This window comes from Empedobacter sp. UBA1574, from assembly GCF_002322895.1.
In the GTDB taxonomy this organism is placed as follows: Bacteria; Bacteroidota; Bacteroidia; order Flavobacteriales; family Weeksellaceae; genus Empedobacter; species Empedobacter falsenii_B.
The window spans coordinates 1-14,444 of the sequence record NZ_DCOI01000016.1 but is presented as its reverse complement, the minus strand read 5'-3'; the positions used below and the strand labels follow the sequence as shown (position 1 = coordinate 14,444).

13 protein-coding genes are annotated in these 14,444 nt (G+C 33.8%); 9 read left to right on the top strand and 4 right to left on the bottom strand.

Annotated elements, in window-relative coordinates:
• Positions 1-7 precede the first annotated feature (7 nt).
• Genes B3578_RS03355 through B3578_RS03335 form a run of 5 tightly spaced genes read left to right on the top strand, consistent with a single transcriptional unit; the run spans position 8 to position 7,193 of the window.
• Positions 8-3,169, top strand: a complete 3,162-nt coding sequence (locus B3578_RS03355) for a TAT-variant-translocated molybdopterin oxidoreductase (protein ID WP_038336918.1) — start codon at positions 8-10, stop codon at positions 3,167-3,169.
• Positions 3,170-3,203: 34 nt separating this feature from the next.
• Positions 3,204-4,607 carry an NrfD/PsrC family molybdoenzyme membrane anchor subunit gene (nrfD, locus tag B3578_RS03350; protein ID WP_038336919.1) on the top strand — a complete coding sequence of 468 codons (1,404 nt, stop codon included), beginning with the start codon at positions 3,204-3,206 and terminating at the stop codon, positions 4,605-4,607.
• Positions 4,588-5,157: a DUF3341 domain-containing protein gene (locus B3578_RS03345; protein WP_221627898.1), complete on the top strand. Its 570-nt coding sequence runs from the start codon at positions 4,588-4,590 to the stop codon at positions 5,155-5,157. Before nrfD ends, B3578_RS03345 begins: the two co-directional genes overlap by 20 nt.
• Positions 5,157-5,837, top strand: coding sequence for a c-type cytochrome (locus B3578_RS03340; protein WP_219035261.1), 681 nt, complete (start codon positions 5,157-5,159; stop codon positions 5,835-5,837). The genes B3578_RS03345 and B3578_RS03340 overlap by 1 nt, the downstream gene beginning before the upstream one ends.
• Positions 5,838-5,855: 18 nt before the next feature.
• A complete protein-coding gene (locus B3578_RS03335) occupies positions 5,856-7,193 on the top strand; it encodes a hypothetical protein (RefSeq protein ID WP_286496026.1) in 1,338 nt (445 codons plus the stop codon).
• A 79-nt stretch (positions 7,194-7,272) separates the two neighbouring features.
• On the opposite strand, the gene B3578_RS03330 is transcribed toward B3578_RS03335, so the two are convergent.
• Positions 7,273-7,584, bottom strand: coding sequence for a hypothetical protein (locus B3578_RS03330; protein ID WP_180906125.1), 312 nt, complete (start codon positions 7,582-7,584; stop codon positions 7,273-7,275).
• A 124-nt stretch (positions 7,585-7,708) separates the two neighbouring features.
• Between B3578_RS03330 and B3578_RS03325 the strand changes: the two genes are divergently transcribed.
• Complete coding sequence (locus tag B3578_RS03325) at positions 7,709-8,014, top strand: hypothetical protein (RefSeq protein ID WP_260509629.1); 306 nt, start codon at positions 7,709-7,711, stop codon at positions 8,012-8,014.
• 53 nt (positions 8,015-8,067) lie between these two features.
• Here the strand turns inward: B3578_RS03325 and B3578_RS03320 are convergent, their stop codons facing one another.
• Together B3578_RS03320 and dnaG are read right to left on the bottom strand one after the other, a co-directional pair.
• Positions 8,068-8,559 (bottom strand): septal ring lytic transglycosylase RlpA family protein, encoded by a 492-nt coding sequence (locus B3578_RS03320; RefSeq protein ID WP_219035263.1) that lies wholly within the window; start codon positions 8,557-8,559, stop codon positions 8,068-8,070.
• 247 nt (positions 8,560-8,806) lie between these two features.
• The gene (gene dnaG / locus B3578_RS03315) at positions 8,807-10,753 is read right to left on the bottom strand and encodes a DNA primase (protein WP_291047035.1); all 1,947 of its coding nucleotides are present in this window, start codon (positions 10,751-10,753) and stop codon (positions 8,807-8,809) included.
• Positions 10,754-10,918: 165 nt separating this feature from the next.
• Between dnaG and B3578_RS03310 the strand changes: the two genes are divergently transcribed.
• The 3 genes from B3578_RS03310 (at position 10,919) to sucD (ending at position 13,753) form a co-directional block, all read left to right on the top strand.
• The gene (locus B3578_RS03310) at positions 10,919-11,701 is read left to right on the top strand and encodes an META domain-containing protein (protein ID WP_291047033.1); all 783 of its coding nucleotides are present in this window, start codon (positions 10,919-10,921) and stop codon (positions 11,699-11,701) included.
• 88 nt (positions 11,702-11,789) lie between these two features.
• Positions 11,790-12,716: a UDP-3-O-(3-hydroxymyristoyl)glucosamine N-acyltransferase gene (locus B3578_RS03305; RefSeq protein WP_114999484.1), complete on the top strand. Its 927-nt coding sequence runs from the start codon at positions 11,790-11,792 to the stop codon at positions 12,714-12,716.
• Between the two features lie 167 nt (positions 12,717-12,883).
• The gene (sucD, locus tag B3578_RS03300; RefSeq protein WP_280035736.1) at positions 12,884-13,753 is read left to right on the top strand and encodes a succinate--CoA ligase subunit alpha; all 870 of its coding nucleotides are present in this window, start codon (positions 12,884-12,886) and stop codon (positions 13,751-13,753) included.
• Between the two features lie 106 nt (positions 13,754-13,859).
• Here the strand turns inward: sucD and B3578_RS03295 are convergent, their stop codons facing one another.
• Positions 13,860-14,336 (bottom strand): hypothetical protein, encoded by a 477-nt coding sequence (locus tag B3578_RS03295; protein WP_291047031.1) that lies wholly within the window; start codon positions 14,334-14,336, stop codon positions 13,860-13,862.
• Positions 14,337-14,444: the final 108 nt, after the last annotated feature.

Sequence of the window (14,444 nt, the reverse complement as noted above, 5' to 3'; positions counted from 1 at the left end):
AGTATAAATGGCTTCGAAGAAAAATTACTGGAAAAGTTTTGAGGAGTTAACTGACAATACATTAAATGAAAAGTTAACTACCAACGAATTTGCAGAAGAAATTCCTGTAGATAATTTCTTAGGGAATGATAACGCCATGGAGAATAGTCAAACTTCACGACGTGACTTTTTGAAGATTTTAGGGTTCAGTACAGCTGCTGTTACTTTAGCAGCCTGTGAAGCTCCAATCGTAAAATCTGTTCCTTATGTAGTGAAACCAGAAAACATTATGCCTGGTGTACCTACTTATTATGCATCTACAATTTTTGATGGATACGATTACGCGAACGTATTAGTACGTACAAGAGAAGGTCGTCCTATTAGAATTGATGCAAACAAAGGCGCAAAATATTATGGTTCTACAAATGCACGTGTTCAGGCATCTGTATTATCATTATACGATTCTGATAAAATAAAATCACCTTTAACAAACGCAGGTGAAAACTTCAAAGCAACATCTTGGAAAGAGCTTGATGCCCGTGTAACAAAAGCATTAGCATCAGTAGGAGGGAAAAAAGTAGTTATTTTAACTTCATCTTTACCTTCACCAACAACTAAAAAGTTGATTGCTGAGTTTGCAACAAAATATCCAACAACTCAACACGTTGTTTATGATGCAATTTCTTCTACGAATGCATTAGACGCAGCGCAAGAAGTTTATGGAAAAAGAGAATTGCCATTCTACGATCTTAAGAATGCTGAATTAGTTGTTTCTTTCAACGCAGATTTCTTAGGTGATTATAATGGTGGTGGAATGGAAGGTGATTATGGTATTGCTCGTAAACCAGGAGCAAAAATGATGCGTCACATCCAAGTAGAATCTGTTTTATCTTTAACAGGAGCAAATGCTGATACACGTTATCCATTAAAACCAACTGATACTGAAAAAGTATTGGCTGAAGTTTATAATAAATTAGCAGGTGGTTCAGCTTCATCTAAAGAAGCATTAGCTATTGCTGCTGAATTAACAGCAAAAGGTTCTAAAGCGGTTGTTATGGCTGATGGTTCGAAAGAAGCATACGCAATTGCATACGCAATTAACCAATTGTTAGGATCAGCTGCAGTTTCTGATAAAGCTGTTTTATTAAAAGAGTCTAACGACGCTGTATTTAATCAATTTGTTGCAGAAGCTAAAGCTGGACAAGTTGGAGTTTTATTAAACTTCCAAACAAATCCAATTTATAATGCTAAAAATGCAAAAGAAATTGAAGCAGCTTTCAAAAACATTGGACTTAAAGTTGGTTTAGTTGAAAAATTAGACGAAACTGCATCAGTAATGGACGTTATTGCTCCAGTTACTCACGGTTTAGAGTCTTGGAATGATTTCAACCCATTAACAGGTGTTTATTCATTACAACAACCAACAATTCCACGTGTATTTGATTCTCGTCAATTCCAAGATTCATTAATCGCATGGATGACAGGAGTAACTAAAGTAACAGAAGTAGAAGATCCAAATGATCCAATTATGGTGATGGCGGTTTCTGCAACTAGACAAAAAGTTTCTCCATATTACTTATATGTAAAACAAAACTGGGAATCAGCTATTTTACCAAAATTAGGTGTAGATTTCAACAAAGCATTATACAATGGTTATAATGAAGCGACTGAAACTTCTACATTTACTGCTAACACTGGTGTTGCTGCAGCTGCTGCTACAAAATTAGCTGCTGGTAAAGCGACAGAATGGGAGATTCAATTCTATTCTAAAGCTGGTTTAGGAGATGGTACACAAGCAAACAATCCTTGGTTACAAGAATTACCAGATCCAATTACACGTAACTCTTGGGATAACTATTTAACAGTTAATCCAAATGATGCGGAAAAATTAGGAATCAAAATTCAAGATAACTACAACGTTACAAACGGAAGAATGCAATTTGACGGTGAGTATGTAAACTTAACTGTTAATGGAGTAGTTTTAGAAAATGTTCCAGTATTCATCCAACCAGGTCAAGCAATCGGAACTGTAGGTTTAGCTTTCGGTTACGGTCGTACAAAAGCTGGTAAAGTTGCAAATAATGTAGGGGTTAACGCTTTCGCATTATACACTGGTAATGTAGGTGCATCTAACGTTAAGATCGAAAAATCTTCTCGTTCAGATAAACACGAATTTGCTAACATGCAACAACAACCAACATTGATGGGACGTTACGAAATCGCAAGAGAAGTTTCTTTAGCAGATTTCATCAACACAGATCGTCAAGAATGGAATCCAGTTGCGAAGATGCCAACATGGAGAGGAGATTCTCCAGTAGGTGAAGTAGATTTATGGGCTAGTTTTGATCGTTCAACAGGACCTCACTTCAATTTAACAATTGATATGAACTCTTGTACAGGATGTGGAGCGTGTGTGATTGCTTGTCAAGCAGAAAACAACGTACCAACTGTTGGTAAAGAGCAAATGCGTATGTCGAGAGATATGTATTGGTTAAGAATTGACCGTTACTACTCTGATGTTACTTACCAAGATAAAGACGGAAAATTAACTCAAAAAGTTGCGTTAGAATCTGATCCAGATAACGAACCACAACAATATACACGTTTAATTAAGCCAGAGGCTGAAAATCCAGATGTGATTTTCCAACCATTAATGTGTCAACACTGTAACCACGCTCCTTGTGAGACTGTGTGTCCAGTAGGTGCAACATCTCATGGTCGTCAAGGTCAAAACATGATGGCCTATAACCGTTGTGTTGGTACTCGTTATTGTGCAAATAACTGTCCTTATAAAGTACGTCGTTTCAACTGGTTTAACTGGGCGAACAATGATAAATACGACTTCCACATGAACAATGATTTAGGTCGTATGGTACTTAATCCAGATGTTGTTGTACGTACACGAGGAGTAATTGAGAAATGTTCATTCTGTATCCAACAAACTCAAGCTGCAATCTTAAAAGCTAAGAAAGAGAACAGAGTAGTTAAAGACGAAGAGTTTATGGCTGCTGCTGCTTGTGCTGCTGCTTGTGGAACAGGTGCGATGAAATTTGGTGATATCAATGATGATAAATCTGAAGTAAGAGCAGCATCGAAAGATAAACGTTCTTATGTTTTATTAGAAGAAATTGGTACAAAACCAAACGTTATCTATCAAGTAAAAGTTAGAAACAGAAAAGAACAAGCTTAATTAAATTAGTAAAGAATTAATAAGGTAAACAAATATGTCACATTACGAATCACAGGTAAGAGAACCCCTTATTTTAGGACATAAAACCTACCACGATATCACAGTAGACATTGCTCGTCCAATTGAGACGCCAGCAAGTAAATTGTGGTGGACATGTTTCAGTATAGCAATGGTTGCATTCATCTTTGGTGTTGGAGCAATTGCTTATACAGTAGGAACTGGTATTGGTGTATGGGGATTGAATAGAACGATTAACTGGGGTTGGGATATCACCAACTTCGTATGGTGGGTAGGTATCGGTCACGCTGGTACGTTAATCTCAGCCGTTTTATTATTATTCCGTCAAAAATGGAGAATGTCGGTTAACCGTTCTGCGGAAGCCATGACAATCTTCGCCGTTGTACAGGCAGCGTTATTCCCTGTAATTCACATGGGTCGTCCATGGTTAATGTACTGGGTATTCCCAATTCCTAACCAATTTGGATCTTTATGGCCTAACTTTAACTCACCATTATTATGGGACGTATTCGCGATTTCTACGTATTTCTCTGTATCAACAGTTTTCTGGTTGATGGGATTAATTCCTGACTTCGCTATGGTACGTGACCGTGCAACAAAACCATTCGCTAAGAAAATCTACGGAATCTTATCATTCGGATGGGGTGGTGGAGCAAAACACTGGCAACGTTTCGAAGAGTTATCTTTGGTATTAGCTGGTTTATGTACACCGTTAGTATTCTCGGTACACACGATTGTATCTTTTGACTTCGCAACGTCGGTAATCAAAGGATGGCACTCAACAGTATATCCTCCATATTTCGTTGCTGGAGCTATTTTCTCTGGTTTCGCGATGGTACAAACATTATTAAGTGTAATGCGTAAAGTTTTACACTACGAAGATTATATCACACGTAAACACATCGAGTACATGAATATTGTAATCGTTGTAACAGGTGGTATGGTTGCAGTAGCATACTTAACAGAGTTATGGATCGCTTGGTATTCAGGATCTCGTTACGAAGACTTTACATACTTCTCTCCAGGAGCAGCAACAGGACCTTATTGGTGGGCATTCTGGGCGTTAATTATCTGTAACGTTTTAGTACCAGGATTATTATGGATTCGTCCAATCAGAAGAAACTTCTTCTGGACATTCGTTATCTCTATCGTAGTTAACATCGGTATGTGGTTCGAGCGTTTTGATATTATCGTTATCAACTTATCTCGTGACTATTTACCATCGAGCTGGACAATGTTTATGCCTTCATGGGTAGACGTAGGTATCTTCTTAGGTACTATGGGATTCTTTTCTGTGTTATACTTATTGTACGCACGTACATTCCCAGTTATTTCACAATCTGAGTTAAAAACTATTTTGAAATCATCAGGCGAAAGCTATAAAAAACATCATACTGAAGATGAGCATCACGAACACTAAAATCGTTTATGGTCTTTACGGAGACGATGATGATTTATTAAAAGCAGTAAAATCTATTCGTAAACAAGGTATTACGATAGATGAAGTATATACACCTTTCCCTGTACACGGTTTAGATAAAGCTTTAGGATTAAAGAAAACTCGTATTTCTGACCTTGCTTTCTTCTACGGTGCATTTGGTACAACGTTAGCATCTTTGATGACATGGTTTATTATGAACCATGACTGGGCTCAAGATATTGGAGGGAAACCATCTTTTTCTTGGGGTGAGAATATGCCAGCTTTCGTTCCTATTATGTTCGAGTTGACAGTATTCTGTGCAGCGCACTTTATGTCATTAACATACTTAGTGCGTAACAAAATGTACCCAGGTGCTAAAGCTAAAAACCCAGATCCACGTACAACAGATGATAAATTCTTAATCGAAATCAGAACAGCTGATGTTGAGAAAATCAAAAATGTATTTGTAGAAACTGGTGCTGAAGAAGTAACTGTAAAAGGTGATGTAGTCGTAGAACCAAGTGTTAACAATTTAGTACAAGAAGCATAATGAAAAAGATAGCATTACTTATAGGATTAGGAAGTATTATTATCACTTCTTGTTCTGATAAAAAACGTCACGCAAGTATCGTATATATGCCAGATATGTATTATCCTACGGCATATGATCCTTATGAAAAGGCAACTTTTGGTTACCCTCATGACGAAGAAAACTCTGAAGTTCCTGTATTAAGTAAAAATCATAATATGTCTGCATTAGAATCTGTAGAAGGTGCTGTTGCAAGAACAGATGGTGATATTTTACCATGGACTTTCAAAAACAATAACGCTGGTTATGCACAAGCAAAAGCAGTAACTGTTTCTCCTTTGAATGCGGCTAACAAAGCTGCAGACTTAGAAAGAGGTAAGTTATTGTTTGGACAAAATTGTGCAGTTTGTCACGGTGAAGCTGGTGATGGACAAGGTTCAATTGTAAAATCTAAAGCTTATTCAGGTGTTCCTAATTATAGCGAAAGAGATGTTACAGTAGGTTCTGTTTATCATGTAATTATGTACGGAAAAAATGCGATGGGTTCTTACGCATCTCAATTGACTCCTGCAGACCGTTGGAGAGTTGCTGAATATGTAATGAGTTTGAAAGGTGCTACTACAGCTGCCGCTGCTCCTGCTGGAGACGCAACTGCTGAAGCAAAACCTGCAACAGAAACTGAAACAGCAACTAATAAATAATAAAATAAGTTAATTATTATGCAATATACATTTTCCCCAAGATTAAAAAATGCATCACTTATCTTAGCTGTTATAGGTGTTGTACTTTACGGGATAGGATTTTTCTTACATCAACAAGATGTTGCTAATTCAACTGAATATATTAACGGTTTGATTGAAGCTCACCCAACTCAATTTTTTGGTGACTACATTTCAGATTCTTATGCATCTATGAACACAGATCATGCTGGACACATGGAGCATTTGACAAATTTATTGAAAAACAGACCTTGGGCTGCTTTCTATGTACCAGCTTATTTATCGTTTGGTATTGCGGCATCTGCGTTGTTTTTCTTATGTATTCAATTCGTAGCTAACGCTGGTTGGTCTATGGTAGTATCTCGTGTTATGGAGGCTATCGCGTCATTTTTACCAGTTGGTTCTGTACTTGTAGCTATCATCGTTTTAGGATCTTATTTTCATATGAATCACTTATTCCACTGGATGGATGCTGATTTAATAAATCCTGATAGCGAGAAGTATGATATCTACATGGCAAACAAAGCTCAACTTTGGTTAAGCCCTAACTTCTGGTTAATACGTTGTGTTATTTACTTAGTAGTATTATCTTTAATGTTACCAGTAATTAAAAACGCAACACGCAAATTAGATGAGACAAACGGAGACTTAAAAGTGTACGCTCAATTGTACAAAAAATCAGTAATTTACTTAGTGATTTTCGCAATTTGTTCTGCAGCATTTGCTTGGGATTTCGTGATGTCTTTAGATCCACACTGGTTCTCTTCATTATTTATGTGGTACGGAATGGTTTCATACTTAGTTTCTGCGGTTTCTATTATGGCAATTATTTCTATCTACTTAAAAAGAAAGAACGCTTTACCATTATTCAATGATAACCACTTACACGATTTAACAAAATTCATGTTCGGTTTCTCATTATTATGGTCATACTTATGGTTCTGTCAATTCATGTTACAATGGTACGCAAACATTCCTGAGGAAGCTCAATACTTCCAACAACGTATGGCGCAATACCCATTATATTTCTGGATGTTGATTATTAACTTAGTAGCTCCATTCTTGATTTTAATTTCTTCAAGCATGAAACGTCGTTATCAAATCGTTTTCGCGATGGGATTTGTTATCATTTTTGGACACTACTGGGATTTCTACAACCAAATTATGCCAGCAGCTGTTGGACCATTCCACAACTTTGGTTTAATGGAAATTGGAGCATTAGTTGGAATCGGTGGATTATTTACATTCGTAGTTATGAATGCAGTTTCTAAATTAAACTTAGAAGCAAAAGGTCACCCTTACTTCCACGAATCAAAAATTTATGAATATCCTTTCTAATTAGAAAGATGTTATAAAATCTAAAAAGCTCGATGCATTTGCATCGAGCTTTTTTATTTGATTAATAATTGTAATATTCTTATTCTTGAATTGTTCTACGTTTTATTTCCAAATCAACCAAGAAATGATCGACATCGTCATCTGTTGATAAATTTCCAACCACGTAAACACCTTTATCTCCGTTTTGATTATTGATTATACCATAAACCGAAGATTCGTCATCAGGATCAGACATTCCTTCGTAACGATAAATACACACGATATCAAAGATTTCAGGAGCTTGTTTTAATTGATCTTTTTCGATATTATAGTCAATCGTAAAACCATTTTCTTTTAGTTCGTCTAAGGCTTCGTTTGTTGTTTTGTAGCGGTATTGGATTTTTTCTTTCATAATTTTAATAGTTTAATTATTGATTCTCAAATACTATTCCAATCAGTATATTCATTAAAATATAGTAAAGTATTTTTTGGTAAGGTTATTGTATTATCCCAAAGTGAATATAATGAATATGATTATGAAACTAATAGTATTAAAAAAAATTAACTTGATTGCGTTTTTTGCCCTCGCTGCTTTATTTTTGGTATCGTGTGATGGTTCTACAACTATATATGGATTAGAGCATCAGCATAAACACAAAAAGAAGTATAAGAAATATCCGAAGTACGAAGTAAGATATGATGACCATCGTAGCTTACCACCAGGTCAACACAAAAAAGTACACGGTGATAAATCTGCAAAACGATATGCACCAGGTCAACAAAAGAAAAATAATGGGAATTATTATAAAAAGAAAGGGCATCATAAACATCATAATGATTAAAAAAGAAAAGGATTGANNTCAATCCTTTTCTTTTTTAATATCTAAAAATTGTTTTACTCTACAACTTCCATTTCTACGTTTAATGTTCCCGCATTAATAGAACCTATAGAAGTAAACGCTGCTTTACTCAAATCCAATAAACGAGATTTTGTATGTGGTCCTCTATCGTTTATTTTTACAACAACAGATTTTCCGTTATTTGTATTGGTTACTTTGACTTTTGTACCGAATGGTAAAGTTTTGTGGGCTGCAGTTAAGTTATTTTTGTTATATAACTCGCCACTAGAAGTTTTTTTACCGTGAAATTTATCAGCATACCATGATACAATTCCACTTACTTTTTTTCCAGCTTTTTCAACAATTTCCGAAATCGCAGTGTTATCTGTTTTATTAAAATCTGAAAATTTATTGATTAAATTAAGTTTCAAATTTTTAGTTATAGTAACTGGTAACGGATTTTCTATTGAAAAGTTTGATTTTCCTTTAGCTTGAGCCATTGGGATAATCATCAGCATTACTAATAATGTTAAAATATTCTTTGTCATTCTTTAGTTCTTTCTGAATCTTTATCTAAAATAAGCATAATAGATTTTGTTTGTACATGCATAGTTTTTTCTAATGATTTTCAGAAAATAAAAGAGACCTAAATGTCTATGTTTAGTAGCTTTAGAAAGAATTGTTAACAATAAGTTAAAAATATAGTCACTTATTAAAATTTTTAAGAACTATTTGTAATTTTTATGTAAATATTTATTAGTCAGTTAGTTGTGATTTTAATCAGTAAATGTTAAATTAAATGACGCGATTAAGATGTTGATTTAAGATATTTTTTAATCCAGTAAAACGCATAATTTGTTGAAGAATTTGATTCGTTTCTTCAATTGATAATTCAGGATTTTTTGTTTGATGCATCAATTCTTTAATCATATTATCTATGTAAATAATTTTGAAGCGAAGTAAAACATCAAATAAATCTTTGTGCACAAATTCTTCTTTTTTCTTAATGTTGATGCCTTGTTTTACTGTCCAGTTTTCACTCAAATTATGTTTTTCCAACATCATTTCTGAAGCAAGCTGTACAATTTCTGGATTGGTTAATCGCGAAAAATAAGTTCCTGTTCGCAATTCATCATTTCTCAAACCAACTTTCACTTCTTCTAAAATAGATTGATAAAGTGGATTACTCAAACTCAACTCGTTTTCATCAAATTGAGAAATAATTTCTTGGTTAACCGTTGTTTTATATAGCTCGTTGTTCTCGTTCTTCAAATCAACTTCCAAATCACCAAATTGCATAATTAGCTTAATGATTTCATTTTCTACAGTTTGTTGAACATTAATTACTTCTTTTGTAGAAGCAACAACCGAAATAGAAGGTTTTTTCGTTCGCGAATTATCTGTAATATGAGAAGACGAAGAAGTTGATTTATCGGAAGAATTTTGCAATTGAGCCAATTCTTTGAACAAAACCTCTTCTCGAATTTCCATAATTTTAGAAGTTTCTGCAATGTAAACCTCCTGCTTGATAATATTCGGAATAAGTGAAATCGATTTGACAATTTCTCTAATTAATTCCGCTTTTTTGATAGGATCATTCTTCGCATCTTCCAACAAAACATTTGCCTTAAAACGAATGAAATCGGAGGCATTTTCTTTTATATACGCTTCGATTTCTGTTGTCGAATGTTTTTTCGCAAACGAATCCGGATCTTCGCCCTCTGGTAACAATAGAATTTTGACATTCATTTCTTGTTCCAAAATCATATCAATTCCGCGAAAAGAAGCTTTGATACCAGCATTATCGCCATCGTACATCACAATGATGTTCTCTGTCAAACGTTTTATCAAACGAATTTGCTCATTTGTAAGTGCTGTTCCAGAACTCGCCACCACATTTTGTATTCCAGCTTGATGCAGAGACAAAACATCTGTATAACCTTCAACCAAAAAACATTGATCGGCTTTTATAATGTGTTGCTTTGCCTGAAATAATCCGTAAAGCGTTTTACTTTTATGGTAAATTTTATTTTCGGGAGAGTTTAAATATTTAGCAGCTTTGGCATCATTTCGCAAAATTCGTCCACCAAAACCTAATGTTCTACCAGAAAAACTATAAATAGGAAACATAACACGTTCGCGAAACTTATCATATTTCTTATTATCTTCTTTGAAAGTTGCTAAACCAGCTTCTTCAATTAATTCTTTTGAATAACCATTTTTTAAAGCATATTCAGCAAAAGCATCCCATTGTTTTGGCGAATAACCAAGTTCAAATTTATCGATAGTTTCTTTGGTGAAACCACGTTCACGGAAATAACTCAGACCAATTAAATTTCCTTCTTCCGAATTATGCAATTGATTAGTGAAGAATTTCTTCGCAAAATCAGTCAAGATATATAAACTTTCTCGGTCTTTTTCTTCTTGTTGTTGCTCAAAAGTATATTCACCATCTTCTTCAATCTCGATGTTATAACGTTTTGCCAGCCATCGCAACGCTTCTGGATAAGTAAATTGTTCAACTTCCATCAAAAAAGTCACAACATTTCCACCTCTTCCAGAAGAAAAATCTTTCCAGATTTGTTTGGCAGGCGAAACAACAAAAGAAGGTGTCTTTTCATTACCAAAAGGCGAGAGTCCTTTTAAGCTAGAACCTGCACGTTTTAGGGTAACAAAATCACCAACAACTTCTTCTACACGAGCTGTTTCGAAAATTATATCTATCGTTCTTTGAGAAATCAAATTGAATTATTTTTTGAAAATTATATAAACAAATTATTTCTCAAAATTAAAACAAATTCTTTACTTGGCTTCATCTTTTCAAAACCTTTGTAGAAACGAATTTTAACATTTTTGAGATTTTGGTATGATATTCGTATATTAGACTGAAACTTGAAATTAAATTTGATGAAATCAACACTTTTAAAAATATCTTTTGCAGCAATTTTAGCAACAGGATTTTTAACATCTTGTTCTACTGTTAATAACGTGATTGGTAATACTGAAAACACAAATGATAACTCTATTTTAGGGAAATGGGAGTTGAGCCAAATTAATTTTATGAAGGCAGGTACTATTGCAGAAGCTTATCCAATAGGAACACCTTATCTTAATTTTGTTTCAAATAGTATGTTAAATGCTTCGGATGGTTGTAACACTATGAATGGAGGAGTTACAATTTCTGGAAATGAAATAACTTTTGGTAATATGATGTCTACGATGAAAGCTTGTCAAAATGTAGAAGATTCTAATTTCAGTTCAAAATTAAATGGAAAATTAAAATATTCTATTTCAGATAATAAATTATTATTAATCCAAGGTGATATTGTCATCATGACTTTTGTTCGTCCTGGTACTTTAGCAGGCTCTTGGGAATTAGAAGAATTTATTGGTAAAGATAGAAGTGCAAAATCATTAGATGATCGTTTCCCAAATCAAAAACCTACATTAACATTCCAAAATAACAAAGTTTCTGGTAATGATGGATGTAATAATTTGACAGGAGCTTATGTAGCGGTTGGTAATTCATTGACTGTAAAAAACATCGCAACTACGCGTATGGCTTGTCAAGGAGTAGATTCTGATGCTTTTGGAGAGCGTTTTAACAATGTAAACAAATACGAAATTATAGACGGAAAATTAGTTTTGTTTGCTAATGATGTTAAAACAATGGTTTTCAAGAAAAAATAATGAAATTCAATTCATAAATCATTAAAGCTGTCATTTTTTGACAGCTTTTTTATTTTTATATTTGTAGACTTTTTAAAAGGAGAGAAAGATGAAATTTCCACAAACACATCAATTAAAAGATATAGCATCAATTATCGATGCAAAATTTATTGGAGACGAAAATTTTCCAGTAGAAGGAATCAATGAAATTCACCGTGTAGAAGCGGGAGATATAGTTTTTGTTGATCATCCAAAATATTATGATAAAGCGTTACAATCGAATGCTACAATTGTTTTGATAAACAAAGAAGTTGATTGTCCAGAAGGAAAAGCTTTGTTGATTTCTGATGATCCTTTCCGTGATTTTGTCAAAATTGGACAACATTTTATGGCGTTTGAAGCTGCTACAAAACAAATTTCTGATTCTGCAGAAATAGGTGAAGGAACAATTATTCAGCCAGGCGCATTTATAGGAAATCATGTCAAAATTGGAAAAAATTGTGTGATTCATTCTAATGTTTCAATCAATGATTATGCAATTATCGGAGATAATGTAATTATTCGTTCGGGAACAGTTTTAGGAGCTGATGCATTTTACTACAAAAACCGCGAAACAGGTTTTGATCGTTTAAAATCTGTCGGAAATGTTATCATCGAAAATAATGTAGAAATTGGTGCGAATTGTACGATAGATAGAGGAGTTTCTGCTTCTACAATTATTGGTGAAGGAACAATAATGGATAATTTAATTCAGATTGGTCACGATACAATTATTGGTAAAAAATGTTTGATTGCTTCGCAAGTTGGAATTGCTGGTTGTGTAAATGTAGAAGACGAAGTTTCTATTTGGGGACAAGTTGGGATTACAAGTGGTGTAACAATCGGTACAAAAGCGGTATTATTAGCACAAGCAGGAGTTAGTAAATCTCTGGAAGGAGGAAAAACATATTTTGGTTATCCAGCTGAAGAGGCTCGAGGATTGTATAAAAAAATGGCTGTCACAGAGATAATGGTTCGCGATTACAAGAGAAAATAAAATTATCTATAGAAAATATTTTATAGCCGACCGTTTGGTCGGCTTTTTTTATGATAAATATCTTATCCTTTTTTGTCCTGTTCCAATAAAGATTTAGTGTATTTTTTACATTGAATATTTTTTAAAATGCAAAACTCCTTTTATATTTGTGTAAATTAAAAATCACAATGTCTGTATTAGTAAACAAAGATTCAAAAATAATCGTTCAAGGTTTCACAGGGAAAGAAGGAACTTTTCATGCTGAGCAAATGATTGAATATGGAACACAAGTAGTAGGTGGTGTAACTCCAGGGAAAGGAGGACAAACTCACTTAGGGTTACCAATTTTTAACACAGTAAAAGATGCTGTTGATCAAGCAGGAGCAGACGTTTCTATTATTTTCGTTCCACCAGCATTCGCTGCTGACGCTGTAATGGAAGCTGCAGAAGCAGGTATCAAAGTAATTATCTGTATTACAGAAGGTATTCCAGTAGAAGATATGGTAAAAGTACAAGCGTATGTTGATCAAAGAGATGTAACATTAATCGGGCCTAACTGTCCTGGTGTTATCACTTCTGAGGAAGCAAAAGTTGGTATTATGCCAGGTTTCATTTTCAAAAAAGGTAAAGTTGGTATCGTTTCTAAATCAGGAACTTTAACTTACGAAGCTGCTGACCAAGTTGTAAAAGCTGGTTACGGAATTTCTACAGCAATCGGAATTGGAGGAGACCCAATTATTGGAACTACAACGAAAGAAGCTGTTGAATTATTTATGAATGACCCAGAAACTGAGTGTATCGTAATGATTGGTGAAATTGGTGGACAATTAGAAGCTGAGGCTGCTCGTTGGATTAAAGTAAATGGAACTAAACCAGTTGTAGGATTTATTGCAGGACAAACTGCACCAAAAGGTCGTACAATGGGACACGCTGGAGCTATCGTTGGTGGAGCTGATGATACAGCACAAGCTAAAATGGCAATTATGGAAGAATGTGGAATCCACGTTGTTGCATCTCCTGCTGATATTGGAGCTACAGTTGCAAAAGTTTTAGGATAAGAATATTCTTAATCAAAATAGTAAAGGAACTCAAATTTGAGTTCCTTTTTTTATTTTAAAATTCTTGTTATGTTATAAATATTATATGTAATAAATCCAACTAATACTACTCCTCCAAACATAAATAATAAATCGAATTGGCTTCGAAATTTATTTGAGGATATTCTTTTAATTTAAAGATTAAATATTCTTTTCGATTTTTTCTTTTTCCACTAAAATCTATTTCTGGTTGATAAGCCATATGACCTTTAATGGTTTTGTATTCTTGTATTTTATCAGGATGATAATTTTCTATGCTAAAAGATAAAATAAATATTATTAAAGAGGAGAAAGTCAATGATGTAATTATAATATATTCTTTTTCTACAAAACTTATTTCAAAATCTTCATTCTTTTTTATTTCAGGATAATTAGTTTTTAAATAAGATAGAATCTCATCAAACACATATTTATTATGAACTTCTTTAATACGACAAACTATTTTATTATCAGCATACAATTGAATTAATTGTCCATTAGATTTCTTTTTATAAGAATCTTTATATTCACCGTTTGTAATACTATAGCTTGTGAAAGCTATCACTTTCTTATATACTAAATTAGTATAAATAAGTCTGTTGTTATTAAATTCATAAGACTCTTTACTATTACTAATTATAAAATAAAGTTGAATGTGTAATCTTCCCTAAAA

What these genes read in the sequence shown, in the direction of transcription:
- B3578_RS03355 (WP_038336918.1), top strand. Translation starts at nt 8, where the DNA reads ATGGCTTCGAAGAAAAATTACTGGAAAAGTTTTGAGGAGTTAACTGAC.
- nrfD (WP_038336919.1), top strand. Translation starts at nt 3,204, where the DNA reads ATGTCACATTACGAATCACAGGTAAGAGAACCCCTTATTTTAGGACAT.
- B3578_RS03345 (WP_221627898.1), top strand. Translation starts at nt 4,588, where the DNA reads ATGAGCATCACGAACACTAAAATCGTTTATGGTCTTTACGGAGACGAT.
- B3578_RS03340 (WP_219035261.1), top strand. Translation starts at nt 5,157, where the DNA reads ATGAAAAAGATAGCATTACTTATAGGATTAGGAAGTATTATTATCACT.
- B3578_RS03335 (WP_286496026.1), top strand. Translation starts at nt 5,856, where the DNA reads ATGCAATATACATTTTCCCCAAGATTAAAAAATGCATCACTTATCTTA.
- B3578_RS03330 (WP_180906125.1), bottom strand. Translation starts at nt 7,584, where the DNA reads ATGAAAGAAAAAATCCAATACCGCTACAAAACAACAAACGAAGCCTTA.
- B3578_RS03325 (WP_260509629.1), top strand. Translation starts at nt 7,709, where the DNA reads ATGAAACTAATAGTATTAAAAAAAATTAACTTGATTGCGTTTTTTGCC.
- B3578_RS03320 (WP_219035263.1), bottom strand. Translation starts at nt 8,559, where the DNA reads ATGACAAAGAATATTTTAACATTATTAGTAATGCTGATGATTATCCCA.
- B3578_RS03310 (WP_291047033.1), top strand. Translation starts at nt 10,919, where the DNA reads ATGAAATCAACACTTTTAAAAATATCTTTTGCAGCAATTTTAGCAACA.
- B3578_RS03305 (WP_114999484.1), top strand. Translation starts at nt 11,790, where the DNA reads ATGAAATTTCCACAAACACATCAATTAAAAGATATAGCATCAATTATC.
- sucD (WP_280035736.1), top strand. Translation starts at nt 12,884, where the DNA reads ATGTCTGTATTAGTAAACAAAGATTCAAAAATAATCGTTCAAGGTTTC.